This window comes from Thiomicrorhabdus sp. Milos-T2 (assembly GCF_000702325.1).
In the GTDB taxonomy this organism is placed as follows: Bacteria; Pseudomonadota; Gammaproteobacteria; order Thiomicrospirales; family Thiomicrospiraceae; genus Thiomicrorhabdus.
In genome coordinates, this window is sequence record NZ_KL370891.1 from 591,599 (window position 1) to 615,191 (window position 23,593).

28 protein-coding genes are annotated in these 23,593 nt (G+C 38.8%); 20 read left to right on the plus strand and 8 right to left on the minus strand.

All coding sequences use genetic code 11. The annotated features are described in order from the left end of the window. Positions 1–18: 18 nt before the first annotated feature. The 7 genes from mgtE to BS34_RS0102575 form a co-directional block, all read right to left on the minus strand. Complete coding sequence (mgtE, locus tag BS34_RS0102545) at positions 19–1,380, minus strand: magnesium transporter (RefSeq protein ID WP_051640646.1); 1,362 nt, start codon at positions 1,378–1,380, stop codon at positions 19–21. A gap of 207 nt (positions 1,381–1,587) precedes the next feature. Beyond that, complete coding sequence (hpf, locus tag BS34_RS0102550) at positions 1,588–1,920, minus strand: ribosome hibernation-promoting factor, HPF/YfiA family (protein WP_029406984.1); 333 nt, start codon at positions 1,918–1,920, stop codon at positions 1,588–1,590. A gap of 169 nt (positions 1,921–2,089) precedes the next feature. After that, complete coding sequence (gene lptB, locus BS34_RS0102555; RefSeq protein ID WP_029406985.1) at positions 2,090–2,812, minus strand: LPS export ABC transporter ATP-binding protein; 723 nt, start codon at positions 2,810–2,812, stop codon at positions 2,090–2,092. 11 nt (positions 2,813–2,823) lie between these two features. Then, positions 2,824–3,396, minus strand: coding sequence for a lipopolysaccharide transport periplasmic protein LptA (gene lptA, locus BS34_RS0102560; RefSeq protein WP_051640647.1), 573 nt, complete (start codon positions 3,394–3,396; stop codon positions 2,824–2,826). 1 nt (position 3,397) lies between these two features. Beyond that, positions 3,398–4,021, minus strand: coding sequence for an LPS export ABC transporter periplasmic protein LptC (gene lptC / locus BS34_RS0102565; protein ID WP_029406987.1), 624 nt, complete (start codon positions 4,019–4,021; stop codon positions 3,398–3,400). 36 nt (positions 4,022–4,057) lie between these two features. Continuing rightward, positions 4,058–4,600 (minus strand): KdsC family phosphatase, encoded by a 543-nt coding sequence (locus BS34_RS0102570; RefSeq protein WP_029406988.1) that lies wholly within the window; start codon positions 4,598–4,600, stop codon positions 4,058–4,060. A gap of 90 nt (positions 4,601–4,690) precedes the next feature. Next, positions 4,691–5,680, minus strand: a complete 990-nt coding sequence (locus BS34_RS0102575) for a calcium/sodium antiporter (protein ID WP_029406989.1) — start codon at positions 5,678–5,680, stop codon at positions 4,691–4,693. Between the two features lie 118 nt (positions 5,681–5,798). Between BS34_RS0102575 and BS34_RS12480 the strand changes: the two genes are divergently transcribed. From BS34_RS12480 to BS34_RS0102680, 20 genes are all read left to right on the plus strand, one after another. Beyond that, a complete protein-coding gene (locus BS34_RS12480; RefSeq protein ID WP_029406990.1) occupies positions 5,799–6,410 on the plus strand; it encodes a DUF72 domain-containing protein in 612 nt (203 codons plus the stop codon). A 406-nt stretch (positions 6,411–6,816) separates the two neighbouring features. Next, positions 6,817–7,623, plus strand: a complete 807-nt coding sequence (locus BS34_RS0102585; RefSeq protein WP_029406991.1) for an ATP-binding cassette domain-containing protein — start codon at positions 6,817–6,819, stop codon at positions 7,621–7,623. A gap of 31 nt (positions 7,624–7,654) precedes the next feature. Beyond that, positions 7,655–8,419 carry a lipid asymmetry maintenance ABC transporter permease subunit MlaE gene (gene mlaE / locus BS34_RS0102590; protein WP_199774088.1) on the plus strand — a complete coding sequence of 255 codons (765 nt, stop codon included), beginning with the start codon at positions 7,655–7,657 and terminating at the stop codon, positions 8,417–8,419. Between the two features lie 56 nt (positions 8,420–8,475). Beyond that, complete coding sequence (gene mlaD / locus BS34_RS0102595) at positions 8,476–8,946, plus strand: outer membrane lipid asymmetry maintenance protein MlaD (RefSeq protein ID WP_029406993.1); 471 nt, start codon at positions 8,476–8,478, stop codon at positions 8,944–8,946. Continuing rightward, entirely contained in the window at positions 8,947–9,603 is a 657-nt protein-coding gene (locus BS34_RS0102600; protein ID WP_233993126.1) for an MlaC/ttg2D family ABC transporter substrate-binding protein, read from the plus strand. Further along, positions 9,600–9,902: an STAS domain-containing protein gene (locus BS34_RS0102605; protein WP_029406995.1), complete on the plus strand. Its 303-nt coding sequence runs from the start codon at positions 9,600–9,602 to the stop codon at positions 9,900–9,902. Before BS34_RS0102600 ends, BS34_RS0102605 begins: the two co-directional genes overlap by 4 nt. A 173-nt stretch (positions 9,903–10,075) precedes the next feature. Further along, positions 10,076–10,993, plus strand: a complete 918-nt coding sequence (locus BS34_RS0102610) for an ABC transporter ATP-binding protein (RefSeq protein WP_029406996.1) — start codon at positions 10,076–10,078, stop codon at positions 10,991–10,993. Next, positions 10,993–11,787, plus strand: coding sequence for an ABC transporter permease (locus BS34_RS0102615; protein ID WP_233993128.1), 795 nt, complete (start codon positions 10,993–10,995; stop codon positions 11,785–11,787). The genes BS34_RS0102610 and BS34_RS0102615 overlap by 1 nt, the downstream gene beginning before the upstream one ends. A 21-nt stretch (positions 11,788–11,808) precedes the next feature. Then, positions 11,809–12,027 carry a BolA/IbaG family iron-sulfur metabolism protein gene (locus BS34_RS0102620; protein ID WP_029406998.1) on the plus strand — a complete coding sequence of 73 codons (219 nt, stop codon included), beginning with the start codon at positions 11,809–11,811 and terminating at the stop codon, positions 12,025–12,027. A gap of 90 nt (positions 12,028–12,117) precedes the next feature. After that, positions 12,118–13,380 carry a UDP-N-acetylglucosamine 1-carboxyvinyltransferase gene (murA, locus tag BS34_RS0102625; RefSeq protein WP_029406999.1) on the plus strand — a complete coding sequence of 421 codons (1,263 nt, stop codon included), beginning with the start codon at positions 12,118–12,120 and terminating at the stop codon, positions 13,378–13,380. A 130-nt stretch (positions 13,381–13,510) separates the two neighbouring features. Continuing rightward, positions 13,511–14,152, plus strand: coding sequence for an ATP phosphoribosyltransferase (gene hisG / locus BS34_RS0102630; RefSeq protein ID WP_029407000.1), 642 nt, complete (start codon positions 13,511–13,513; stop codon positions 14,150–14,152). Beyond that, positions 14,145–15,446, plus strand: coding sequence for a histidinol dehydrogenase (gene hisD / locus BS34_RS0102635; RefSeq protein ID WP_029407001.1), 1,302 nt, complete (start codon positions 14,145–14,147; stop codon positions 15,444–15,446). Before hisG ends, hisD begins: the two co-directional genes overlap by 8 nt. A gap of 247 nt (positions 15,447–15,693) precedes the next feature. Next, the gene (locus BS34_RS0102645) at positions 15,694–16,434 is read left to right on the plus strand and encodes a Nif3-like dinuclear metal center hexameric protein (RefSeq protein ID WP_029407002.1); all 741 of its coding nucleotides are present in this window, start codon (positions 15,694–15,696) and stop codon (positions 16,432–16,434) included. Positions 16,435–16,655: 221 nt separating this feature from the next. Further along, positions 16,656–17,270, plus strand: coding sequence for a ubiquinol-cytochrome c reductase iron-sulfur subunit (petA, locus tag BS34_RS0102650; RefSeq protein WP_029407003.1), 615 nt, complete (start codon positions 16,656–16,658; stop codon positions 17,268–17,270). Beyond that, positions 17,270–18,514 (plus strand): cytochrome b, encoded by a 1,245-nt coding sequence (locus BS34_RS0102655; RefSeq protein WP_051640648.1) that lies wholly within the window; start codon positions 17,270–17,272, stop codon positions 18,512–18,514. Before petA ends, BS34_RS0102655 begins: the two co-directional genes overlap by 1 nt. Further along, positions 18,515–19,174 (plus strand): cytochrome c1, encoded by a 660-nt coding sequence (locus tag BS34_RS0102660; protein ID WP_029407005.1) that lies wholly within the window; start codon positions 18,515–18,517, stop codon positions 19,172–19,174. Positions 19,175–19,364: 190 nt separating this feature from the next. Next, positions 19,365–19,622 (plus strand): type II toxin-antitoxin system Phd/YefM family antitoxin, encoded by a 258-nt coding sequence (locus tag BS34_RS0102665; RefSeq protein WP_029407006.1) that lies wholly within the window; start codon positions 19,365–19,367, stop codon positions 19,620–19,622. Beyond that, positions 19,612–19,878 carry a Txe/YoeB family addiction module toxin gene (locus BS34_RS0102670; protein ID WP_029407007.1) on the plus strand — a complete coding sequence of 89 codons (267 nt, stop codon included), beginning with the start codon at positions 19,612–19,614 and terminating at the stop codon, positions 19,876–19,878. Before BS34_RS0102665 ends, BS34_RS0102670 begins: the two co-directional genes overlap by 11 nt. Positions 19,879–20,020: 142 nt before the next feature. Further along, positions 20,021–21,385 (plus strand): DNA repair protein RadA, encoded by a 1,365-nt coding sequence (radA, locus tag BS34_RS0102675; protein ID WP_029407008.1) that lies wholly within the window; start codon positions 20,021–20,023, stop codon positions 21,383–21,385. Positions 21,386–21,536: 151 nt separating this feature from the next. Beyond that, on the plus strand, positions 21,537–22,811 hold the full coding sequence (locus BS34_RS0102680) for an OmpP1/FadL family transporter (RefSeq protein WP_029407009.1): 1,275 nt from the start codon (positions 21,537–21,539) through the stop codon (positions 22,809–22,811). 113 nt (positions 22,812–22,924) lie between these two features. Here BS34_RS0102680 and BS34_RS0102685 read toward each other — a convergent pair whose 3' ends face one another. Continuing rightward, positions 22,925–23,521, minus strand: coding sequence for an HvfX family Cu-binding RiPP maturation protein (locus BS34_RS0102685; RefSeq protein ID WP_029407010.1), 597 nt, complete (start codon positions 23,519–23,521; stop codon positions 22,925–22,927). Positions 23,522–23,593 lie beyond the last annotated feature (72 nt).

Sequence of the window (23,593 nt, forward strand, 5' to 3'; positions counted from 1 at the left end):
TCAGTACTTAAGCTTCTTCTAAATTAAAACAATGGTGGCTAAGCCTAAAAATACAAAGAATCCTAATGAGTCAGTAACCGTTGTTAACATAAGACCTGAAGCCAAGGCAGGGTCAATTTTCAATCTTTGTAAGATTAATGGAATCATGGCACCTGCAAAAGCGGCGGCAAAAAGGTTAATGAGCATTGCGGTTGAAAAAATCAAACTTAAAGCAATATCATCAAACCAAAATAGAACGGCAATGCCTGTCAATATAGCCCAGATTACACCGTTATAGAGACCAACCGTACTCTCTTTGATTAACAGTGAACGGCTGTTGCTTTTGGCAAGTTTACCGGTTGCTAGGGCTCGAATAACAATGGTAGCGGTTTGGGTTCCGGCAATCCCGCCCATGCTTGCGACAATGGGCATTAACACGGCTAACGCAACAACCTTTTCAATTGAGGCGTCAAATAAGCCAATCACAATAGAGGCAAAGATGGCTGTAATTAAGTTAATGCCTAACCAGAAAGTTCTACGTTTTGCTGCACGACTCGCTGGTGCAAAGATATCTTCATCTTCATCAAGACCCGCTCTGGCCATTTGTGCGTGCTCAGCCTCTTCACGAATAATATCAACCACATCATCGATGGTAATACGGCCAATGATTTGGTCGTTTTCATTGACGACAGCGGCTGAAATAAGGTCATTTTTTTCAAAAAAGTGAGCGACTTCTTTTTCAGAAGTAAAGGCTCTAATAGCCGGGATGTGTGTATCTAAAACGTCTTTTACTAGTGTGTCTTCATCATGGGTTAATAACGCGGTTAGTTTTAATGAGCCTACAAATTTTTTATTACGATCTCTAACAAATAGTTCAGCGGTAGAATCAGGCAATTCTCCCAAGGTGCGTAAATAGCGCAAAACTACATCGAGTGTCACATCGGCACGAACAGAGATTAAATCTGTACTCATTAATCCACCGGCGGTATCATCCGGGTAGGTTAAGGCAGTCTCAACCGCAGTACGGTTGTTTTCATCTAGTGAAGAAAGAATGGCTTGTTGTTTGGAAGAATCTAAAGACTGAACAATATCGGCAATATCATCGGTTTCTAAGTCTTCGGTAATGTTGACTATTTCGTGGGGTTTTAGAGATTCTAAAAGCGTTGCGGTAACTTCATCATTAGTGTGAGTAAGAATTTCACCCTGATTTTCACCATTTAGCGTTTCCCAAAGAATTTGACGATCTTTAGGCGGAGTTGATTCGAGAATCTCTGCAATTTCTTCTGCAACTAAATGCGAGAAAAAATCTTTTATCTGTTGGGTGTTATGGCTTTCTACAGCGGCAAGAAGTTGTTCAGTAAGCTTGGCTTTGTCAATGGCGGTATGGGTTTGTGTTGTCATGACCATCTCCTCACGGGCTATTTAAACAGTCAAAAATGTATAGAAAGCCCTTTATACGAGTATCGGTATCGTGCAAAGTTCTCTTTTTGTTTGTATTGTAGCAGGAGATGAGGGGATAAAAGCTTTAAAGCTTTGTAACAGACATAAAAAAACGCCCTAAACAATCAGTTTGGGCGTTTTTTTTATTGGAAAGCTTATTTTTATAAATTAAGCTTCTGCTGCTGGCATGCTTTTCACGCCACCAGATTTTCTGTTGTGATCAGAAATTTTTTCTTTATGTTTCACAATTTGACGATCTAGCTTATCAGCAAGGCCATCGATTGATGCGTACATATCTTCTGAATCATTTTGTGCAAATAAATCAGTACCTGAACAGTGAACCGTGGCTTCTGCTTTTTGAGCCTGTTTTTCTACGGTTAATATGACGTGAACGTTGGTAACGTGGTCAAAGTGTCTAGATAGTTTGCTTATTTTCTCTGTAACGTATGTACGTAGAGCATCGGTAACATCGATATGGTGGCCAGTAATGTTAATTTGCATAGTATCGCTCCTTTATTTTGTGTTTTGCGATTCTTCTCAGAGTTGGCTTTTTGATGCCAAATTAGATTTTAAATTTTTTAAAATCTTTAAGTTCAATTCCAGTATAACACCAAGATTTTAAAATCACATAGTAGTTTGTGCAAAGGACTCTTCAAATGTAATTTTTGGTCTATTTAAAATTTTCGCCAAGATAAACTCTTTTAACTTCGTTATGGCTTAAGACTTCTTGAGGTGTTCCTGAGGCTAATATAGTGCCTGCATGGAGGATATAGGCATAATCACACACGCCTAATGTTTCACGAACATTGTGGTCGGTAATTAATACGCCGATTCCTTTATTTTTAAGGTGGGTAATGATGTTTTGAATGTCTTTGACGGAGATTGGGTCAACTCCTGCGAAGGGTTCATCAAGTAAGATAAACTTTGGTTCCATCGCTAAAGCGCGGGCAATTTCAACACGACGACGTTCACCACCAGAAAGTGCTTGGCCAGGCTGTTCTAAGATATGCCCAATTTGTAAATCATCAATTAGATTTTCAAATAATAATCTACGTTGATCGCCAGAAAGTTCAGGGCGCATTTCTAAAATAGCCATAATGTTTTCTGTGACCGTAAGCTTTCTAAAAACCGAAGCTTCTTGCGGTAAGTAACCAATCCCTAATTTTGCACGCTGGTGAATAGCTAGTTTAGAGATTTCCTTGTCATCTAAAAATATTTGACCGTCATCATTTTCTACCAGGCCTGTCATCATATAGAAGGTGGTTGTTTTTCCAGCCCCGTTTGGACCTAATAAACCAACCACTTGCCCACTTGATACATCCAAATCAACTGAGGTCACAACGTGTCTTTTTTTATAGCTTTTAGCTAGTCCGCGTGCATAAAAGTGCGCCATTAAAAAGTAACCTATTTTGCGTTTGTTGGGGTTGGATTAAAGGTAACAGAGATTCGTTTTTTTTCTGTTGCTGTGCTTTGGGCTTGCAAAGTTTGGTTGGTAATATCATAGTAAAGTTTTGGGCCTGTGATAATGTGTTTTCCAGGTTCTTCAACTTGCGCATTGCCTTCAAGTAACACCGTTTTTGCAATAGGGTTGTATTGAATTTTATTGGCTTTACCTTTTAACCAGGCCTGGTCAACTTGGCTGTAACGTTTAAACGTAGCGGGTTTTCCTAGAGCGATGACTTGTTGTAACTGGCCTTTAGGATGAGAGATGTCAATGCTATCACCTTTAAGAGTTAAGGATCCTTGGGTTACGATGACATTACCTTTGTAGACACTCTTGCCAGCTTTTTCATTGGCTTTAAGGCTGTTAGCGGTAATTTGGACAGGTTGAGTTTCATCTGCTTGCTGTGAAACAGGTTTTGCTTCATTCGCTAAAGTTGCTTGACTGAATGCAAATAGTCCAAATATTAAGACAGAAGTCAGACCTAAAGATGAATGCTTTGTATGAGTAAAGTGGTTGAACAGTTTGTGCCCCATATTATTGACTCTTAGATTTTATTGGTTGCATGCTTTGAGGGTTATAGGTGCCTTTTACATCAGATAAAATTTGAAACTCTGATGTGTTTAAGTTAGCTCTTAAACCCGTGCCTGTTGTTTGTCCATTGTATTGGGTAATGAAAACTTTTTCATCACTATAAATTTGATTGGTTTTTGTGTTGTAGCTTAGACTTGACGTTTTTAAGGTACTTTGAGTTTGATTTGATTGCGTTGAAGATTGTATTGAAGATTGTATTGAAGATTGCACAATTTTAACGTCACCATAAAAAGAGACTAAATTATCATTAATGCTTTCACCGGTTTTACTGGTGAGCTTGGTTAAGGTGTTATTGTTAATGACCTGAATCACAGGAGCGCTAAACTCACTTTTTTTTAATTGCTCTTGATAGTGAATGTTGTGTGCTTCAATAATGGTTTGTTGGTTTGGTTCTTGAGGTGATAATTTCCAAATTTTGGTATCTTCAGCTTGCCAGCTGTATGCTAATGATTTGGGTTTGTCTATCGGTTTGGTTGCAAGACTTTGGGTTTGTTGATTTGTAATCCATAAAGCAACAGACGCTAAAAGTAGGGTAAATAAAATAACACGTAATCTGGAAAGTTGCATACTCGTTAGCTCTATTAATCTTCAGCCTATAATCTTTTAACCAAGGTCTCTCAAAAAGAAATCCATATGTTTTTGCCAGCTACCTTGAGAGCGCATAATCATTTCACAAACTTCACGAACACAACCCTCACCGCCGTTAAATTTAGAGATGTAATCAACTCGTGTTTTGACTTCATTATCTCCATTTAACGGCGTAACAGAAAGCCCAATACGCATAAGAATAGGTAAATCTAAAATATCATCGCCAATATAAGCAATCTCGTCCATTTCTAAATTAAGGTTATTAACCAAACTTAAAAAGGTGGGCAGTTTATCAGGTACGCCTTGATAGACATGTTTGACTTTTAAGTCTTTCATGCGATTGCTGACCAGTTGTGATTTGCGTCCGGTGATAATTCCAATTTCAACATCGCTTTTTTGAAGTAAAACCATACCATGCCCATCACGCGTGTGGAATGACTTATATTCAATCCCATCATCACCATAAAATAAACGGTTGTCGGTCATAACACCGTCAACATCTAAGATAAGTAGTTTGATTTTTTTGGCTTTTTCAAGCAAGTTAGGAGCGATATTCATAAATATAAGCCTTTGTGAAAGCTTGGTATCGTGCTATTTAGCTTGACGATACAAGGCGATTAAGAAGATTGGTAAAAGTTGGCTTATACTTTAAACAGCTGTTGAGCGGAAGTAAAGTAAGATTAGGTAGGCAATAAAAAATCCGGTCAGCAAAAAACCTTGTGGTTTATGAATTACAGCCTTACCTTTACGTGGGATAGCCATTATTAGCATAAGTAAAGTAAAGCCAAGCATGATTGGCATATCGATATTAAGAACATCTTTGTCTAAGGCAGCGGGAGCCAATATGGCCGGTACAGCCAATACGGCTAGGATGTTAAACAGGTTTGACCCTACGATATTACCAATCATTAAATCAGCTTCGTTTTTACGAGCGGCAGAAATGGCAGCGGCTAATTCAGGCAAACTGGTACCGATGGCAATAATGGTTAGACCAATAACGACTTCAGAAACTTCAAAATAATGAGCAATTTCAACGGCGCCAGAAACCATCATTTTGGCACTAACCATTAAAATAACCAGGCCTCCAATGAGATAAATTAACGCTTTGTTTTTAGTTAATTCGGGTATCTCTTCAAGCTCTTTTTCAGTTTCATCAGCTAAAGGGTCTTGCTGATTCATGGTTTTATTGGCTTTAATCATCCAGTACATGACGCCCACTAAAGCAATCGATAAAATGATTCCGTTAATGAAGCTTAAATATCCATCTAACACCAATAAATAAGCACCAATAGAGATGGCTAAAAGAACGGGTAGTTCACGTTTGAGAATGGAAGATTTAACGACGATGGGAGCGATGAGGGCTGTAAAACCAAGTACTAATGCAATATTGGCAATATTGGAACCAATCGCATTACCTACTGCCAGCCCCGGGCTATTGTCTAAAGAGGCTAAGGTGGCAACGACAATTTCGGGCATGGAAGTACCAAAACCTAATACAACCACGCCAATGACAAGTGGTGAGATAGAGAGATGTATTGCAGTACTAGCAGCTCCTTCAATAAAAATATCAGAGCTCCAAACAAGGAGTGCTAATCCAATAATGAGAAGTAAGCTAGGGAGCAACAACGTTGTTAGCATTAATCTATCTGCCTTTATTTTATAAATGATTTAAAATTAGCAAAAGATTATAACTAAAATCGTATATTAAATAAACTAAGTTTATGGCTTTGCGCAAATACATTTATGGGATGGTTAAATGGAAAACTTACAAGTTGGGGCATATGGTTGGAATTACGATTCCTGGGTAGGCAGTTTTTACCCAGAAGATATTCCCGAAGAATGGCGTCTGGATTTTTATAGTAATGCATTCAGAGTGGTATTGGTTCCTGAAATGGTTTGGTTAAGTTGGCGTGAAGATGAATTGGAAGATTTTCTTGATGCTGTAGAAGGTGACTTTAGCTTTTTCTTTGAAGTTATTGATGAATTTACCGATTCTAAACAACTTAAGCTTAATCGTATTGTTGACGTTTTTGAAAGTTGTGCAAAAGGTGTTGTGATTTTTTCAGAACAGGATGATGCTGCTGATATTGCCGCTGAATACAGTTTGTTACCTGTGACTCTAGTGTCAAAATCGATTTCGTTTGGGGCTTGGCAATGGGAGCAGCAGGGTTATATTTGTTCTGGGGAGCCTTGTGGGGTGGTTTTGGATTTATCGACAGACGCAAAACTACAAACTAACCTTCTTAAGTCCTTTATGAATAGTCTTCCCGAACACAGAGAAGGGGCGGCACTATTAGTTCGTAACGAAGCGCTTGATATGTCTCAGCTTTATAATTTAAAAACCATTGGTGAGTTTCTAGGTTACTAATAGAGACCTTTGCACGAGAGTATGCGCGAGTAAAAATGGTTAAAATTTCCCCGATTTTTGTTGAAAAACTTGCGAATAGCTAGCTATTCACTACGTTTTCCGCCGCAATCAGGCAAATTTTTCCTCATTTTTCTTTCGCACCTATCTCGTGCAAAGGTCTCTAATAAAAGACTTTGTATAGGCTTCTATAAAAAATAAATTGCTCAATGCTTTAGTCATTTTTTGTGATCTATTAATGTTACTTATTCTTAGTTATTTATTCTTAATAATGCGTTAAAATACCGGCTGTAATTTGCAATGATATATCCCAGATTTTTTAGATTTAATCTAGAAAACACACATAATAGTCATCTATTGGATGGTTTTGCTGTCCTCTTTTTGAATATAAAAAAAACAAAGATACCTCATGAGTGATCAAACTTTAATTGAAATTAAAAACCTAAGCTTTATGCGAGGTGAACGTAAAATATTTGATGATATTTCGTTGACCATTCCTAAAGGTAAAGTGACGGCAATCATGGGGCCAAGTGGAACCGGTAAAACCACTTTATTGAAGCTTATAGCCGGTCAGTTAATGCCTGATTCTGGTGAAATTTATGTTGAAGGCTTAAATGTTCATAAATTGCCACGTAAGAAGTTGTATGAGTTACGTCGCAAAATGGGCATGCTGTTTCAAAGCGGCGCCTTGCTAACGGATTTGTCGGTATTTGATAATGTTGCCTTTCCTTTAAGAGAGCACACTAAGTTACCCGAATCGGTTATTTATCCACTGGTTTTAATGAAATTACAAGCTGTAGGATTACGTGGTGCTAAAGATTTAATGCCGGCTGAATTATCAGGCGGCATGTCTCGACGAGTCGCTTTGGCTCGGGGAATTGCATTAGACCCAGAAATGATTTTTTATGATGAGCCTTTTGTTGGCCAAGATCCGATTACAATGGGTGTTTTGGTGGAGTTGATTAGCAAGCTTAATGATAGCTTGGATTTAACCAGCGTGGTTGTGTCGCATGATGTTGATGAAGTTCTTTCGATTGCCGATTATGTTTGTGTTTTATCAGAAGGGAAAATTATTGCTAAAGGGACCAAGGAAGAGCTTTTGCAAGATCCTACTGGGTATGTAAACCAGTTTATAAATGGGTTACCAGACGGTCCAGTGCCTTTTCACTATTCAACAAATTCTTACAAGACGGATATGGTGCTGAATAATGAATAATCAAAAAAGTTTGCCTTATCCTTTACAGTTTATGCAAAAAATTGGTAAACAGTTTCTGTCTATATTAAGTTCATTTGGGCGTGGGGCTTTTTTCTTGTTTTCACTATTACCTGCGATTCCATACTCTCTATGGCGAATTGATTTATTGATTAAACAAGTCTATGTAACAGGCGTATTATCCCTACCGATTATTCTTACTGCAGGATTGTTTGTTGGTATGGTGTTGAGTCTTCAAGGCTATAACGTATTGGTAGACTATAACTCTGAAGAGGCGGTTGGAACCATGACGGCGCTTTCTTTGTTGCGTGAACTTGGGCCGGTGGTTGCGGCACTATTGTTTGCTGGGCGTGCAGGGTCTGCGCTTACTGCAGAAATTGGATTAATGCGCTCCACTGAGCAAGTTTCAGCACTTGAAATGATGGCGATTGACCCTCTTAAATATATTTATGCCCCTCGTTTAATGGCCGCGATTATAGCATTGCCTTTACTAACGTTATTATTTACGGCATTGGGAATTATCGGTGGGTATTTGGTCGCCGTTGACTGGTTAGGGGTGGATCAAGGTTCTTTTTGGGCACAGATGAATAGCCATGTAGATTGGCAAGAAGATGTCATGAACGGGATTATTAAATCGATCGCTTTTGCTATTTTGATTGCGATTATTTCTCTGTTCCAAGGCTTTGATGCGATTCCTACCTCTGAAGGCGTTAGTAATGCGACAACCAAAACCGTTGTTCATAGTTCTTTGGGTATCTTAGGCTTAGATTTTATTCTCACAACCCTGATGTTTAATTAAGAGCATTTAGTTAAGTAAACAGATTCAAAAAAACAATCTTTTAAGGAAATTTTTACATGAAACGACAAGCAAAAATTGAAATATGGGTAGGGGCTTTTGTACTGATGAGTTTGGCTGCCTTAGTTATGATTGCTTTTCAGGTGAGTAATTTTAGTAGTTGGAAAGAACGTCCAAGTTATGAAGTTAGTGCACTGTTCGATAATATCGGTGGGTTAAAGGTTCGTGCTCCGGTAAAAATGAGTGGTGTAGTGATTGGGCGAGTCACCTCTATCACAGTAGACCCTAAATCTTTTAAAGCCAAAGTGGCGATGAAGATTGATCAAAATTATAATGAACTATCGGTTGACAGTTCTGCATCAATACTCACTTCGGGTCTGCTCGGAGACCAATATGTAGGTATTGATATTGGTGGAGAAGAGGACTATTTAGAAAATGGCAGCGAGATCGAAATAACGCAATCTGCTTTGGTTTTAGAAGATTTGATAAGTCAGTTTTTGGTTAAATTTAGTGAAGGTGGAGATAAGTAAATGTCGTTTGTTCGTATAAATATGCAAAAAGTATTGTTAATGCTATGGGTGAGCTTTTTCTTTATGGGAACGGCTCAAGCTCAAGCGAGTGAAATCATACAAGATGACCCGGAAAAAATGGTTTTATCTTTATCTAAAAAAGTGATTTCAGAATTAAACGACAACCGTGAAAAACTAGAGAGCGACCCTCAAGAAGTTAAGTTGTTTGCAACGGCATATGTTTTACCTTATTTAGATACCAAAAAAATGGCACGTTATGTCATGGGTAAATATTGGCGTTCAGCTTCTGAAAGTCAGCAGAAAGATTTTGTAGATGCTTTTACAAATACCTTAATTCGTTCTTACTCGCAAAGTTTGCTGAAATTAAATATTGATTCAGTTGACGTTGCACCTGCTCGTGAGGAAAAACCTGGCAGAGTGACGGTGGCCTCTAAAGTATTGCAGTCTGATGGGAATAAATCAGATGTTATTTATCGCGCCTATTTGAACAAAAAGAATAATAAATGGATGCTTTATGACGTTGCCGTTGAAGGCATTAGTATGTTGTTAAGTTACCGTAAGGCTTATGGTTCAGATATTTCAAGAAAAGGTTTGGATACAGTGATTACTGAAATGCAGCAGAAAAATGCTGAATTTAATGGAAAAGTGTCGTCGTGATAGGTCAGTTTGTTTCAATTGGCTCAGTTGAATGGAATGCTTCAGAAGGGTTAATACGTCTGCCTGAACGATTGACCATTGATGTATTACCAGGCCTGCTAAAAAAAGAAAATTGGTTTAAGCTTCCCGTTAAACAGATCGATTTTTCAAAAGTCAGAAAAGCGGATAGCGCTATTTTGGCCGTATTGTTGTCTTGGTCAGCCAATACCGAACAGCAATTAACGATAATCGATTTGCCTGAAGATCTAAAAACATTGGTTAATTTATACGATTTAGAGAATGAGTTCAGTTATAACTGATTCAATCGAATTTTAAACTCACGAGTACTTACATAAAAATAGGACTGAGGTCCTATTTTTAGTTTAGAGAGATCTTTGCACCCAAAGGCATAAACACGAGATAGGTTCAAAGGTCTCTTCGGGTAGAATTAATTTGTGCAAGGTTCTCTAGCACGCTTAACAAAAGGTTTTAAATGTCATTAGCCGTTCAGTTTAATCAAGTCGTAAAAAAATATGGCGAATTTCAAGCCTTAAAAGGTGTGAGTTTCGATGTTGAAGAAGGAGCATTTTTTGGTTTATTAGGGCCAAATGGCGCAGGTAAATCAACTTTGATTAATGCCATGTCAGGTTTAGTTGTGCCCACTTCAGGTAGTATTCATGTTCAAGGTTTTGATGTGATTGACGGTTACCGAGACAGCAGAAAACTTCTTGGATTAGTGCCACAGGAACTCATTGCAGATCCCTTCTTTACCATTAAGGAATTATTAGAATTGCAATCAGGTTACTTTGGTATGAAAGGGCCTGAACAAAACCGATGGATTAATGAGTTATTAGAGAGATTAGCTTTAGCGGATAAAGCAAACTCCAATACAAGCCAGCTTTCTGGAGGAATGAAACGTCGAGTTTTAATTGCTATGGCGTTAGTTCATAAACCTAGAGTTTTAGTTTTAGATGAGCCAACTGCAGGTGTGGATGTTGACTTACGTAGAACCCTTTGGGATTTTACTAAAGAGCTTCACAAGCAAGGACATACGATTATTTTAACCACTCATTATTTAGAAGAAGCTGAAGCTTTGTGTGATCGTGTTGCCATTATGCAGCATGGTGAAATTAAAGCGTTAGATGATACTCAGAAATTGCTTTCACAACACCCCTATCGTTACTTGCGTGTTAATGTGGCTAATCCCGAAATTGACTTACCAGGCCTGTTAGCTGAGCGTTTGGTAGAAAAAGAGTCTAACGGTTTTGTTTTTCAAGTGGACAAAGAGTCTTCAATGACAGAAACCTTAGGGTTAATGGCACAAGCGGGGTTAGATGTTACGGATGTTAGTAGCCGTGATGCAACCTTGGAAGAGGTGTTCTTAGACTTAACCTCGGAGGGAATGGCGTAATGAAGCGTTTTATAATGATGAATCTAATCGGGTTCAACTTCACTGGGTTTTGGGCTTTATTTGTTAAAGAGGTTCGCCGTTTTTATTCTGTTGTTGTTCAAACGGTATTTGCTCCAGTGGTCTCAACGCTATTGTATTTATTGGTTTTTGGGCAGGTTATCGCCTCTCAAATAGAAACCTATTCGGGTCTGTCATATAGTCAGTTTTTAATACCAGGCCTGGTAATGATGGCTATCTTACAAAATGCCTTTTCAAATACTTCATCTAGTCTTATTCAATCTAAGATGCATGGAAATTTAACCTTTGTTTTATTAAGTCCAATTTCTCCATTTGAACTCTATTTAGCCTTTATTGCGGCTTCCGTTGTGCGTGGTATTGCAGTCGGTTTAGGTATTTTAATGGTAGGGGCTATTTGGTTTGATTTGACCTGGTTAGATCCTGTTTGGATTATTTTGTTTGCCGTATTAAGCGCTGCAATGATGGGCGGCTTGGGTATGCTTGCTGGAATTGTGTCTGAAAAATATGATCAATTAGCGGCTTTTCAAAACTTCATTATTATGCCTTTGACCTTTTTAAGTGGGGTGTTTTACTCTATTCATGGTTTACCAGAAATATGGCAGCAAGCATCGCACTTTAACCCCTTCTTTTATATGGTTGATGGGTTTAGATACGGATTTTTTCAGCAGTCAGACGTATCGGTTTATTTAAGTTTAAGTGTCACAATCTTTTTTGTGGTTTTGGTTTCTGCGATAAATCTGATTTTATTGCATAAAGGCGTTAAAATACGCCAATAAAAATTTTAGAGATATAGAAATATGGCACCGGAAAAGATCAAAGAGATGATTCTTGCTACTATTCCCAATAGTAACGTTGAGTTTAGTGGTGCGGATTGTACCTCTACCATTGTAGTCACTAGCCCATCGTTTGAAGGAGTGAGTCTTTTAAAACGTGAACGTATGGTAACTGATATATTTAAAGAGCAATTTGCAACGGGTGAACTGCACGCTTTATCTGTAAAAACTAAAATAGCGTAGTTTAGTTAGGCATTGTCCCTTTAAGGAACTAGCTAGACTAAAGTCGCGAAAAAAGTATTAATTTAGAGCATAGAAAACAAAGTCGTATTTATGGATAAACTTGTAATTGAAAGTCAGGGACAACTCTCTGGTAGTGTAGAAATTTCTGGATCAAAAAATGCGGCATTACCTATTTTAATGGGTTGTTTGTTAGCAGAAACGCCTGTTAAATTATCTAACGTTCCCCATCTAATGGATGTTACCACGACCATTCAGTTATTGGCCTCAATGGGTGTTGATATCCTATTTGATGAAGAGCTAAATATTGAAGTTGATGCTTCAAACGTCACCATTAAAGAAGCGCCTTATGATCTCGTTACCACGATGCGTGCTTCAATATTAGTTTTGGGGCCTCTATTGTCTCGTTTTGGTGAAGCAAAAGTCTCTTTACCTGGAGGCTGTGCGATTGGTTCTCGCCCTGTGAATATTCATATTCATGGAATGGAAAAAATGGGGGCCAAAATTGATGTTGAGCAAGGTTATATTATTGCTAAATCAAACGGACGCTTAAAGGGTGCTGATATTTCAATGGAACCAGTAACCGTAACCGGTACTGAAAACCTCTTGATGGCGGCAGTACTTGCTGATGGTATTACTACTTTAAGAAATGCTGCTCGTGAACCAGAAGTAACCGATTTAGCAACGTTTTTGGTTAAAATGGGTGCCAAGATTAGTGGTATTGGTACAAATACCTTAGTGGTTGAAGGTGTTGAACGTTTAAACGGTGTGAATTATGAAGTTATTCCAGACCGGATTGAAGCGGGCACCTATCTTGCCGCCGCCGCAGTAACCCAAAGTAAATTAACGGTCACTAAAGTTAACCCAAGCCATTTAGGTGCGGTATTAGAAAAGTTTAAAGAAGCCGGTGCAGAAGTCACCACTACGGCGAATACCATTACTCTAGATATGATTGATAGACAGTTAAAGCCTGTTGATATTGTTACCGATCCCTATCCATTGTTTCCAACGGATATGCAAGCACAGTTTTTGGTAATGAATGCGTTAGCAGATGGTGAATCAAGCATTGAAGAAACTATTTTTGAAAACCGTTTTATGCATGTGTCAGAGCTAGCAAGAATGGGCGCAGATATTACGGTTGAAGGCAATACCGCACACATTAAAGGCGTTAAAGAACTAAAAGGTGCGCCGGTAATGGCCACTGATTTAAGAGCTTCAGCCAGTTTAATTTTGGCAGGCCTGGTGGCAGATGGTGAAACGGTCGTCAATCGTGTTTATCATATTGACCGTGGATATGAGCTAATCGAAGAAAAGTTCCATAAAGTCGGCGCTCATATTTATCGTTTATCAAATTAGAAGAATATCAAACTAGAAGAAAATAAAACGCTCTAGATATTATTGAGTTTTTGCAATGTAGACTTACCAGGCCTGGTAACTCTAAGGTGCAAAAAAAACCAAATTAAAATTATAAAAGTTTATTTAAGTTATGAATGATCAGTTAACCATTGCGCTATCTAAAGGGCGTATTTATAAAGATACTTTGCCGCTTCTTGAAGCAGCTGGTATTGAACCTTTAGAAGATCCAAGTAAAAGTCGTAAGTTAATTTTACCGACTAACCAGCCAAATGTACGTCTGTTGATTGTACGCGCAACCGATGCGCCAACTTATGTTGCGCATGGTGCAGCGGATATTGGTGTGGCCGGTAAAGATGTTTTAATGGAAGCTCCAAGTCATAACTTATTTGAACTTTTAGATTTAGAAATTGCTAAATGTCGATTAATGGTTGCTGGACCTGAAGTGGAAAAACCTCATGGTCATCGTTTAAAGATAGCAACCAAGTACCTTAAATCAGCGCAAGCTTACTACGCTCAAAAGGGCGAGCAGGTTGACTTAATTAAACTTTATGGCTCAATGGAAATTGCTCCGTTAATTGATTTAGCTGACCGTATCGTTGACTTAGTGGATACAGGAAATACCCTTAAGGCAAATGGTTTAGTTCCTATGGAGCATATCGCTGATATTAGTTCACGATTAATTGTGAATCAGCACGCTTATAAAACAAAATTTGATCAAATCAATACTATTATTCAACAGTTTAAAACAGTGATAGAGAAAGAAAATGCTTAATATTCGTCGTTTATCTGCCAATGCAGAAGGTTTTAGAGAGGAATTAGATCGTTTACTTGCCTGGGAAACGGTTTCTAATGGATCAGTTAACGATATTGTGACTGAAGTGGTAAACAATGTGCGTACTAAAGGTGACGCAGCTCTTTTAGAATATACCGCTAAGTTTGACCGTTTAACCTTAAAAACGGGTGCAGAGTTAGAAATCCCTAAAGCGCGTTTACAAGAAGCTTTAGAGCGCATTCCTGCTGATCAGCGTGATTCATTGCAGTTATCTGCTGACCGTGTTCGTGAGTATCATAAAAAGCAAGTTCAAAACTCTTGGAATTACGAAGAAGCTGACGGCACTATGTTGGGTCAACAAGTCACACCGTTAGACAGTGTAGGTCTTTATGTCCCTGGTGGAAAAGCGGCTTATCCTTCATCCGTGATTATGAATGCTATCCCTGCTAAAGTTGCCGGTGTAGATAAATTGATTATGGTTGTTCCAACACCAGATGGTGAAGTGAATGATATGGTTTTGGCCGCTGCAGCGATTTGTGAAGTCGATGCGGTCTTTACTTTAGGTGGCGCTCAAGCTGTAGCAGCACTCGCTTATGGTACGGAAACCGTTCCAGCCGTTGATAAGATTGTAGGGCCGGGTAATATTTTTGTAGCCACCGCTAAGCGTATGGTATTTGGTACGGTTGGTATTGATATGATTGCTGGGCCATCTGAAATCCTTGTCTATTGTGATGGACAAACTAATCCAGATTGGATTGCGGTTGATTTATTTTCTCAAGCAGAGCACGATGAAGATGCTCAGTCTATTCTTGTTACGCAAGATGCAGCGTTTGCAGAAAAGGTTTATGAAAGCATGAATCGTTTATTACCAACAATGCCTCGTCAAGAGATTATTCGTAAAGCGTTAGATGATCGTGGTGCGATTATTGTGGTGGATAACGAAGAGCAAGCTATTGATATGATTAATGTGATTGCTCCAGAACACTTGGAGCTATCAGTTGATGATCCAAAAGCCTTATTGCCTAAGATTCGTCATGCGGGCGCCATTTTTATGGGACGTTATACGGCTGAAGCAATTGGTGATTATTGTGCAGGTCCTAACCACGTTTTACCGACTTCAAGAACGGCACGTTTCTCATCACCTTTAGGGGTTTACGATTTTCAGAAGCGTTCAAGCTTAATAATGTGTTCGCCTGAAGGCTCAAATACTTTAGGTAAAGTTGCCGGTATTTTAGCGGATGGTGAAGGGTTAAATGCTCATGCCATGTCTGCACGTTTCCGTGTAACGGATTAGTTGAGAGCGTTACACAAAAGTCTGTACAAGAGTCTGCACGAGCAAAATGGTTAAAGTTCAGCTGATTTTTAGTTCGTACTTATCTCTTATTTATCTCGTGCAAAACGCTTATAAAGATTTAGAGAACCACCATCGCCTTACCAGGCCTGGTGGTTTTTTTATTAATTTTGCTTTATGATTAGTTGACTTTATTGAATCTAATAATTAAATTCTATGATAGGGCTTTAAATTAAAGGCCGGGTGTTTTATGTTACGAGATGAATTGCACAAATATTTAAATGAGACTTTAAATATTAAAGATTTTAAAGATTATGCGCCAAACGGATTACAGGTTGAAGGTAAGGGTGAAATTCGTAAGATTGTAACAGGGGTTACCGCTTGCCAAGCCCTGATTGATAAAGCAATAGAGTTAGATGCAGATGCAATCTTGGTTCATCATGGATACTTCTGGAAAAGCGAACCTGAAGTCATTACCGGATTTAAACAGAAACGCATTAAAAGCTTACTAGAGAATGACATTAATTTGTTTGGGTATCATTTACCTCTGGATGGGCATGAAGAGCTTGGCAATAATGCTCAATTGGGTAAGTTGTGGCATTTAGAAGATATTACCCCACAACCAGGCCTGGTAAGACTCGGTCAGCTTGAAAGAGAAATGCCTATTGAGACATTTATTGATACGGTTACTACAAGCTTAGAGCGTGAACCGTTACACTTGCCTGGTGGGCCTGATAAGGTAAAGACGATTGCTTGGTGTAGTGGTGGTGCTCAGGGGTATATTGACCAAGCCATTGCCTGGAATGCGGATATTTTTATTAGTGGTGAAGTTTCTGAACAAACCACTCATTTAGCCAAAGAGTGTGGTATCCATTACTTGGCAGCGGGGCATCATGCAACTGAAAGAGTCGGTGTAAAGGCCTTAGGCGAACACTTGCAACAAACCTTTGATGTTGAGTGTATCTTTGTAGATATTGCTAATCCGGTGTGAATTCGGTGTCAATATCGTATAAATCCTGTAAAAAGGTTTCATAAAGTAAAAAAAATATAATAAATGGTGTTTAAATAACGCTATGAAATAAATAGAATAATTTATTTTTTATAGGCTATTTAAATAGATTTAATAAGTATATAAGAAGATACTGATTTAAGTTATACCAAAGCTTCGGTAAAATAAACAGAATTTGCTTGCATATATAGGAAGACAATCATATGTCGACAGAAGAACAAAGTGGTTCGAGTGTGAATCTTCAGCGTCGTAAAATTTTAACGGGCGCTACAGGGGTAGTCGGCGCAACTGGGGCGACATTTTTAGCCGTACCATTTGTTAGCTCATGGCAACCCAGCGAAAAAGCTAAGGCGGCTGGAGCACCAGTAAACGCGGATATTAGCCAGTTACAACCTGGACAAATGTTAACGGTTGCATGGCGTGGTAAGCCTGTTTGGATTGTACGTCGTACTCCAGACATGATTAACGGTCTGGCTCCGCTTGACCAAGAACTGCGTGATCCAGCTTCTGAAAAGTCAGAACAACCACAATATTGTCAGAACTCAACCCGTGCCATTAATAGCGAATACCTAGTTGTTGTTGGTGTCTGTACCCATTTAGGTTGTGCGCCGCTCTATCGTCCAGCAATTGGTTCACCTGATGTCGGTGCTGATTGGCAGGGTGGTTTCTTTTGTCCATGTCATGGTTCTCGATTTGATTTGGCCGGCCGTGTATTTCAGTCAGTTCCAGCCCCAACTAATTTGGAAATTCCTCCACATCATTATCTTTCTGATTCTGTTATTCGAATTGGTGAAGATGCCACAGAGGGAGAAGCATAATGTCAGAATTTGAGAAAAAAGAAAATAAAGCAAAGCAAGGTACCTTATTGGCTTGGTTTGACAAGCGTTATCCTTTAGTTAGTACTTGGAATGAACACGTAGGTGAATACTACGCTCCTAAGAACTTTAACTTTTGGTATTTCTTTGGTTCACTAGCACTGTTAGTTTTGGTCAATCAATTGGTAACCGGAGTTTGGTTAACCATGAGTTATAAGCCAAGTGCCGCCGAAGCCTTTAACTCAATTGAGTACATTATGCGTGATGTAGATTGGGGATGGTTAATTCGCTATATGCATTCAACCGGAGCTTCAGCGTTCTTTATTGTGGTGTATCTGCACATGATGCGTGGTCTTCTGTATGGCTCTTACAAAGAACCGCGTGAGTTAGTGTGGATTATTGGAATGCTATTGTTCTTAGTATTAATGGCTGAAGCCTTTATGGGTTATTTGCTTCCATGGGGGCAAATGTCATATTGGGGCGCTCAAGTTATTATTTCACTATTTGGTGCAATTCCAGTGGTTGGCCCTGACTTAGCGTTATGGGTGCGTGGTGACTTTATTATTTCTGATGTTACCTTAAACCGATTTTTTGCCCTGCATGTTATTGCTTTACCTTTGGTTTTGTTGATTTTGGTCTTTATGCACATTGTGGCACTTCACCAAGTCGGTTCTAACAACCCTGATGGTGTTGAAATTAAAAAAATTAAAAATGATAAAGGGTTACCAATGGATGGTATTCCATTCCATCCATATTATTCGGTTAAAGATTCGATGGGTGCGGTCTTCTTTATTACTTTATTTGCCATAGTGATGTTCTATATGCCAGAAGGTGGTGGATACTTCCTTGAGCCACCTAACTTTGAACCTGCAAACCCACTAAAAACGCCTGACCATATCGCACCAGTTTGGTATTTCACACCGTTTTATGCGATTTTGCGTGCTATTCCAGATAAATTCTTAGGGGTGGTTGCAATGGGTGGAGCAATTGCTGTTTTATTTGCAATGCCTTGGTTAGATCGTTGTAAGGTGAAGTCAATTCGTTATCGCGGTTTATCGTTTAAACTATTATTAACGATGTTTGTGGTGAGTTTTGTTGTCTTAGGTTGGTTAGGTACACAACCTGCAACTCCAGAGTTGACTAAATTAGCGCAAATTTTTACGGCTTTATACTTTATGTTCTTCTTAGTGTTACCTTTTACTTCTAAGAATGAAAAAACCAAGCCTGTTCCAGAGAGGGTGCAATAAATGAAAAAATTACTGACTATTTTGAGTTTATGTATATTGCCTTTTACTGCAACGGTTCAAGCCGCAGGAGGGCATGGTATTGAGTTAAAACCGGCTCAAAACAATCTGAGAGATCAAGATTCTTTACAGCGTGGAGCTATTTTATTCTCTAATTACTGTATGGCTTGTCACTCGGTAAAATATATGCGTTATAACCGTATTGCTCGTGATATCGGTTGGACAGATGATGAAGTGGTGTCAAAAATGGCTTATGGCCAGAATAGAGTGGTAGACACCGTAGAAACTCGTATGCAGGATGGAGTGGCAATGCAAGTGCTTGGCACAAACCCTCCTGATTTATCGTTAATGGCACGTTTAAAAGGTACGGATTATATCTATACTTTTTTAACTGAATATTACCAAAATGAAAAAGGTGATTGGGATAATCATGTTTTAAAAGGCACGGCTATGCCAAATGTTTTAGAAGGTATTCAGCGACATGCAACACCTGAAGAGTATGAACAAGCTGCTCGTGATATCTCTAATTTTTTAGAATATGTGGGCGAGCCTGCTAAATTACAACGTTTAGATATGGGCTGGAAAGTGATTGCTTTCTTGTTAGTTCTACTGTTATTAACCTATCTATTAAAGAAAGAGTACTGGCGCGATATTAAGCATTAATGCAAACCATGCTTATTAAAACCCGCTTTGGCGGGTTTTTTTTATCTGATATATTACTACTATTATCGTGCGTATATTGCACGTTTTTTCTCTGTAATACCTTGATTAGTTCACATTGTCTAAAAACCCGAATAAACATGTACAATATAATGAACATGTTTGATATAATTTTCTTAAAAGGAGAATTATTATGCAAATAGTAAGCTATACAGAAGCCAGAAACAGTTTAAAGGCCGTCTTGGATTCAGTGGTTGATAATGCTGATTGTACAATCATTACTCGCAGAGACTCTAATAATGCAGTAGTGATGTCACAAGATTACTTTAATAGCTTAATGGAAACCGTTCATTTGCTTAAATCCCCTGCAAATGTCGTTCATTTAAAACAATCTATCGAGCAATATAGGACAGGGAAAACGGTTCAAAAAGGACTGTTCAATGATGATTGAAATTCTTTCTTGGACAGAAAGAGCTTGGTCTGACTATGAATACTGGCAGAGCCAAGATAAGAAAACCTTAAAGCGAATTAACAAACTTATTAAAGATACGATGCGTTCACCGTTTGATGGAATTGGTAAGCCCGAACCATTAAAAGAGAACCTATCAGGTTTTTGGTCTAGAAGGATAGATGAGTCTAACCGCCTTGTTTATGCAGTTGATTCAAATCAGGTTACTATCATTACCTGCCGTTACCACTATGAATAGCTTACTTTAGCTAAAGTAATAGTTCAGGTATCCCGTTATAACTAAAACTTTGAAGAAAAAGGTTTCAATGTAAGTAACCTGAACTCTTTCAGAGTGCTTAGCAACGACCGGGTATTAAACGCTTAATCAGCAGGGAAAATGAATGGCAAAAGTTAAAACCGCTTATGTATGCACCGACTGTGGCGCAGAAAGTTCTCAGTGGCAAGGTCAGTGTCAAGCTTGTAAAGCTTGGAACACGCTAAAAGAGTTTAAGGTAAGTTCTGCAAAAAAAAGTTCAGCTGGTGCTTCAAAGGGATATTCAGGAGAAACTGAGAATCAAGTTAAATCAATTAATGATGTTGATTTAGCTGAAGTTCCAAGAATTGCATCAGGTATGTCAGAGCTTGATCGTGTTTTGGGTGGTGGCATTGTTCCCGGTTCAGTCGTGCTTATTGGGGGCGATCCAGGTGTGGGTAAATCCTCTATTTTATTACAGGTTATGTGCCATTTAAGCACTCAACATAAGGTTTTATATGTCACGGGTGAAGAATCTTTGCAACAAGTTGCATCGCGCGCAAAACGGATGCAATTACCTGACGAACATCTAAGATTATTTACTGAAACGGATGTTGAAGCGATTACCCTAGCATCAGAAACAGAGCACCCTAAAGTGATGGTGGTAGATTCAATTCAAACCATGCAATTGGCAGAAGTGAGCAGTGCGGCAGGCGGGGTTTCTCAAGTAAGGGAGACGGCCGCTTATTTAACACGTTATGCAAAACAAAATAATGTTGCCATTTTTCTTGTAGGGCACGTTACAAAATCGGGTGAAGTGGCAGGGCCTCGCGTTTTAGAACATATTGTGGATACCGTGGTTTTTTTAGAAGGCCAGTCCGACAGTCGTTTTAGAACTTTAAGAGCCATAAAAAATCGTTTTGGCGCGGTAAATGAACTTGGCGTATTTGCCATGACTGAAAAAGGCATGAAGCAAATAAAAAATCCATCGGCCATTTTTCTTTCGCGTGGAGAAGATCCAGCACCAGGGTCAGTTGTTATGGTTATTTGGGAAGGCTCTCGCCCTTTATTGGTTGAAATTCAAGCTTTAGTGGATGATTCACCTTATGGTGCACCCAAGCGAGTCACAGTTGGTTTAGACCAAAATCGTATGGCTATGTTATTAGCGGTTATGCATCGTCATGGCGGTATTCAAGCGAGCGATCAGGATGTGTATGTCAACGTGGTGGGTGGGGTTAAAGTCTCTGAAACCAGTGCCGATTTAGCCGTTTTATGTTCTATTTTATCGAGTATGCGAGCGCAGCCCTTATCCCAAGAATTAATTGTCTTTGGTGAAGTGGGGTTAGCGGGAGAAATTCGTCCTGTACCCAGTGGGCAAGAACGAATTATAGAAGCCTCAAAACACGGATTTAAACGAGCCATAGTGCCATTAGGGAATGTACCAAAAGGTGGAATTCCTGGAATGGAAATTATTGGGGTTAAAAGTTTACAACAAGCTTTAGATAGGCTCTGAGTATCCTGGTTACCAGGCCTGGTAACGTATTTATTTTTAATTGCTAATTCAATTTACTTATTAGGATGATATAAATTTCAATTATCCCTTTGTGTAAGAGCTTGTTAGAATGGCGAAAAATTTTTAAGTAGCTAAAATCTTTGGAGAAAAAATGTCATTAAATAAGTCATTAAATAAACTAACCGGTGCAATTTTATTAGCACTTGCTTCACAAACAGCCAGCGCATCTGGCTTTGCATTAATTGAACAAAGTGCCAGTGGACAAGGTCTATCTTATGCCGGTGCTGCCGCTAATGCAGAAGACGCAAGTGTTATGTGGTTTAACCCTGCTGGGTTAACTGAGATACAAGGGCATCAAGTGATTATTGGTGGGCACATTATTTCTCCACAGGCTAAGTTTACTGATGATGGTTCATTTTCGTTAGCACCGCCTTCATACACAACTAAAGTTCCTACAGGAGGTATTGGTGATGACGGAGCAACAATTGGTTTTGTTCCCAATATGTACTGGAAAGGTAAAGCTGGTGATTATGATATTGGCTTAGGAATTAATGTTCCGTTTGGACAACACCTTTCTTATGATGATGATTGGGCTGGGCGTTACGTTGCAACAGAAACCAATTTAAAAACGATTAACATCAATCCAGCCATTGCCGGCAAGATAAATGACAAGTTAAGTTTTGGTTTTGGGCTTAATGCACAATATGTTGATTTGATTTTAGAGCAGGAATTTAATACAGCATTGGTAGGTGGTTCTGATGGTGATCAACCTGTAAAAATAAAGGCAGACAGCTGGGGTTACGGATATAATTTTGGTTTTTTATGGAAGCCTAAAGATACCACTAATGTTGGCTTTTCATATCGTTCTAGCGTAACTCAAGATGCTAAAGGTACGATTGATTATCCTACAGTGCTTGATTCAAACAATGGTAAGGTTTCTTCTACTGTTAATCTGCCTGCATCAGCGAGTTTAAGTGTGTCTCATGATTATAATAGAAAAATTAAATTACTAGCAGACGCGACATGGACAAAATGGAGTGACTACGGTTCACTAACCATTCAAGATGCAAGTGGAACGACTTTTACTGATACCAAACAAGACTTTAAAGATAGTTGGCGTTTATCAGTAGGTGGTATTTACCAGTTAAATGATGATATGAAACTGCGTACAGGTATTGCTTTTGACCAAACACCGGTGTCGAATGAGACTCATCGTAGCCCTCGTACACCTGATTCTGATCGTAAATGGGTTTCTGTTGGTTTAGGTTATAAAATGAGTAAATCAATGGATTTAGATGTGGCATATAGTCATCTTTTTGCAGATGAAACTAAAGTTAATTATAGTGCTGATGGTGCTAACACTTTAGTGGGTTCATATGAAGCTGCAGTAGATATTTTTAGTGCTCAATTAGTTTGGAAGTATTAATAAACTAACTTAAATTAGAGTTACCAGGCCTGGTAACTCTAAATTTACAAGGTTAAAAAGCCCGTTTAAATTTAGTTTAAACGGGCTTTTTTAGTTATAAGTAATCTTTACGGTTAATGGTTCATATAACGTTTACGAATCCAGTAATCAATGCTTAGGTATTTCCCACCACCTAAAAAGAATAGAGCTAGAAGCATAATCAAATAGGTTACTGCCCATTCAATACCATTATTGCTTACGATGAAGTTACCATGTTCGGTTAGCCAAGCGTAATTACCATACTCTTGTAAAATTTCTTTGGCTTTATCTAAGCGTTCTATGGCTCCTACGGCATTTTCATTAGCCCATGGAGAGTTTAAATCATGTACGGCTTGCCAGCCATTATTCCAGTGCACGCTGGAGGCAGCGACTATCATGGTTATCATAAGGGGAATGCTTGCCCAGCGAGTTGCTAGCCCGATTAAAATCAATATCGCTCCACCAATTTCGGCGCCAGTGGCTAGTGAGGCCATAAGAGTTGGAAAAGGTAGGCCTAATCCCCACTCGGTATTGCCAAACCACATTACGGTTTCTTCAAAGCTATTGATTTTATTAACACCAGCGACCCAAAATATGGGAAACAGATAAAGTCTAAGTGAAAGAGATGCCAGAAAACTCAAGGATTGTAAATTATCCATTATTTTTTGAAGGCTGATTGCGATATTTTTCATGTTAGCTCCCAGTAAATTTGTTTAACTTAATAAGAAGACCTTGTGGCGTGTAAAAAGTTTCATAAATAACCC

What these genes read in the sequence shown, in the direction of transcription:
- BS34_RS0102685 (WP_029407010.1), bottom strand. Translation starts at nt 23,521, where the DNA reads ATGAAAAATATCGCAATCAGCCTTCAAAAAATAATGGATAATTTACAA.
- BS34_RS0102575 (WP_029406989.1), bottom strand. Translation starts at nt 5,680, where the DNA reads ATGCTAACAACGTTGTTGCTCCCTAGCTTACTTCTCATTATTGGATTA.
- BS34_RS0102585 (WP_029406991.1), top strand. Translation starts at nt 6,817, where the DNA reads ATGAGTGATCAAACTTTAATTGAAATTAAAAACCTAAGCTTTATGCGA.
- lptB (WP_029406985.1), bottom strand. Translation starts at nt 2,812, where the DNA reads ATGGCGCACTTTTATGCACGCGGACTAGCTAAAAGCTATAAAAAAAGA.
- BS34_RS0102570 (WP_029406988.1), bottom strand. Translation starts at nt 4,600, where the DNA reads ATGAATATCGCTCCTAACTTGCTTGAAAAAGCCAAAAAAATCAAACTA.
- mlaD (WP_029406993.1), top strand. Translation starts at nt 8,476, where the DNA reads ATGAAACGACAAGCAAAAATTGAAATATGGGTAGGGGCTTTTGTACTG.
- BS34_RS12480 (WP_029406990.1), top strand. Translation starts at nt 5,799, where the DNA reads ATGGAAAACTTACAAGTTGGGGCATATGGTTGGAATTACGATTCCTGG.
- BS34_RS0102620 (WP_029406998.1), top strand. Translation starts at nt 11,809, where the DNA reads ATGGCACCGGAAAAGATCAAAGAGATGATTCTTGCTACTATTCCCAAT.
- mlaE (WP_199774088.1), top strand. Translation starts at nt 7,655, where the DNA reads ATGCAAAAAATTGGTAAACAGTTTCTGTCTATATTAAGTTCATTTGGG.
- BS34_RS0102655 (WP_051640648.1), top strand. Translation starts at nt 17,270, where the DNA reads ATGTCAGAATTTGAGAAAAAAGAAAATAAAGCAAAGCAAGGTACCTTA.
- radA (WP_029407008.1), top strand. Translation starts at nt 20,021, where the DNA reads ATGGCAAAAGTTAAAACCGCTTATGTATGCACCGACTGTGGCGCAGAA.
- hisD (WP_029407001.1), top strand. Translation starts at nt 14,145, where the DNA reads ATGCTTAATATTCGTCGTTTATCTGCCAATGCAGAAGGTTTTAGAGAG.
- lptA (WP_051640647.1), bottom strand. Translation starts at nt 3,396, where the DNA reads ATGGGGCACAAACTGTTCAACCACTTTACTCATACAAAGCATTCATCT.
- BS34_RS0102680 (WP_029407009.1), top strand. Translation starts at nt 21,537, where the DNA reads ATGTCATTAAATAAGTCATTAAATAAACTAACCGGTGCAATTTTATTA.
- BS34_RS0102665 (WP_029407006.1), top strand. Translation starts at nt 19,365, where the DNA reads ATGCAAATAGTAAGCTATACAGAAGCCAGAAACAGTTTAAAGGCCGTC.
- mgtE (WP_051640646.1), bottom strand. Translation starts at nt 1,380, where the DNA reads ATGACAACACAAACCCATACCGCCATTGACAAAGCCAAGCTTACTGAA.
- BS34_RS0102610 (WP_029406996.1), top strand. Translation starts at nt 10,076, where the DNA reads ATGTCATTAGCCGTTCAGTTTAATCAAGTCGTAAAAAAATATGGCGAA.
- BS34_RS0102670 (WP_029407007.1), top strand. Translation starts at nt 19,612, where the DNA reads ATGATGATTGAAATTCTTTCTTGGACAGAAAGAGCTTGGTCTGACTAT.
- murA (WP_029406999.1), top strand. Translation starts at nt 12,118, where the DNA reads ATGGATAAACTTGTAATTGAAAGTCAGGGACAACTCTCTGGTAGTGTA.
- hisG (WP_029407000.1), top strand. Translation starts at nt 13,511, where the DNA reads ATGAATGATCAGTTAACCATTGCGCTATCTAAAGGGCGTATTTATAAA.
- lptC (WP_029406987.1), bottom strand. Translation starts at nt 4,021, where the DNA reads ATGCAACTTTCCAGATTACGTGTTATTTTATTTACCCTACTTTTAGCG.
- BS34_RS0102600 (WP_233993126.1), top strand. Translation starts at nt 8,947, where the DNA reads ATGTCGTTTGTTCGTATAAATATGCAAAAAGTATTGTTAATGCTATGG.
- BS34_RS0102645 (WP_029407002.1), top strand. Translation starts at nt 15,694, where the DNA reads ATGTTACGAGATGAATTGCACAAATATTTAAATGAGACTTTAAATATT.
- hpf (WP_029406984.1), bottom strand. Translation starts at nt 1,920, where the DNA reads ATGCAAATTAACATTACTGGCCACCATATCGATGTTACCGATGCTCTA.
- BS34_RS0102615 (WP_233993128.1), top strand. Translation starts at nt 10,993, where the DNA reads ATGAAGCGTTTTATAATGATGAATCTAATCGGGTTCAACTTCACTGGG.
- petA (WP_029407003.1), top strand. Translation starts at nt 16,656, where the DNA reads ATGTCGACAGAAGAACAAAGTGGTTCGAGTGTGAATCTTCAGCGTCGT.
- BS34_RS0102660 (WP_029407005.1), top strand. Translation starts at nt 18,515, where the DNA reads ATGAAAAAATTACTGACTATTTTGAGTTTATGTATATTGCCTTTTACT.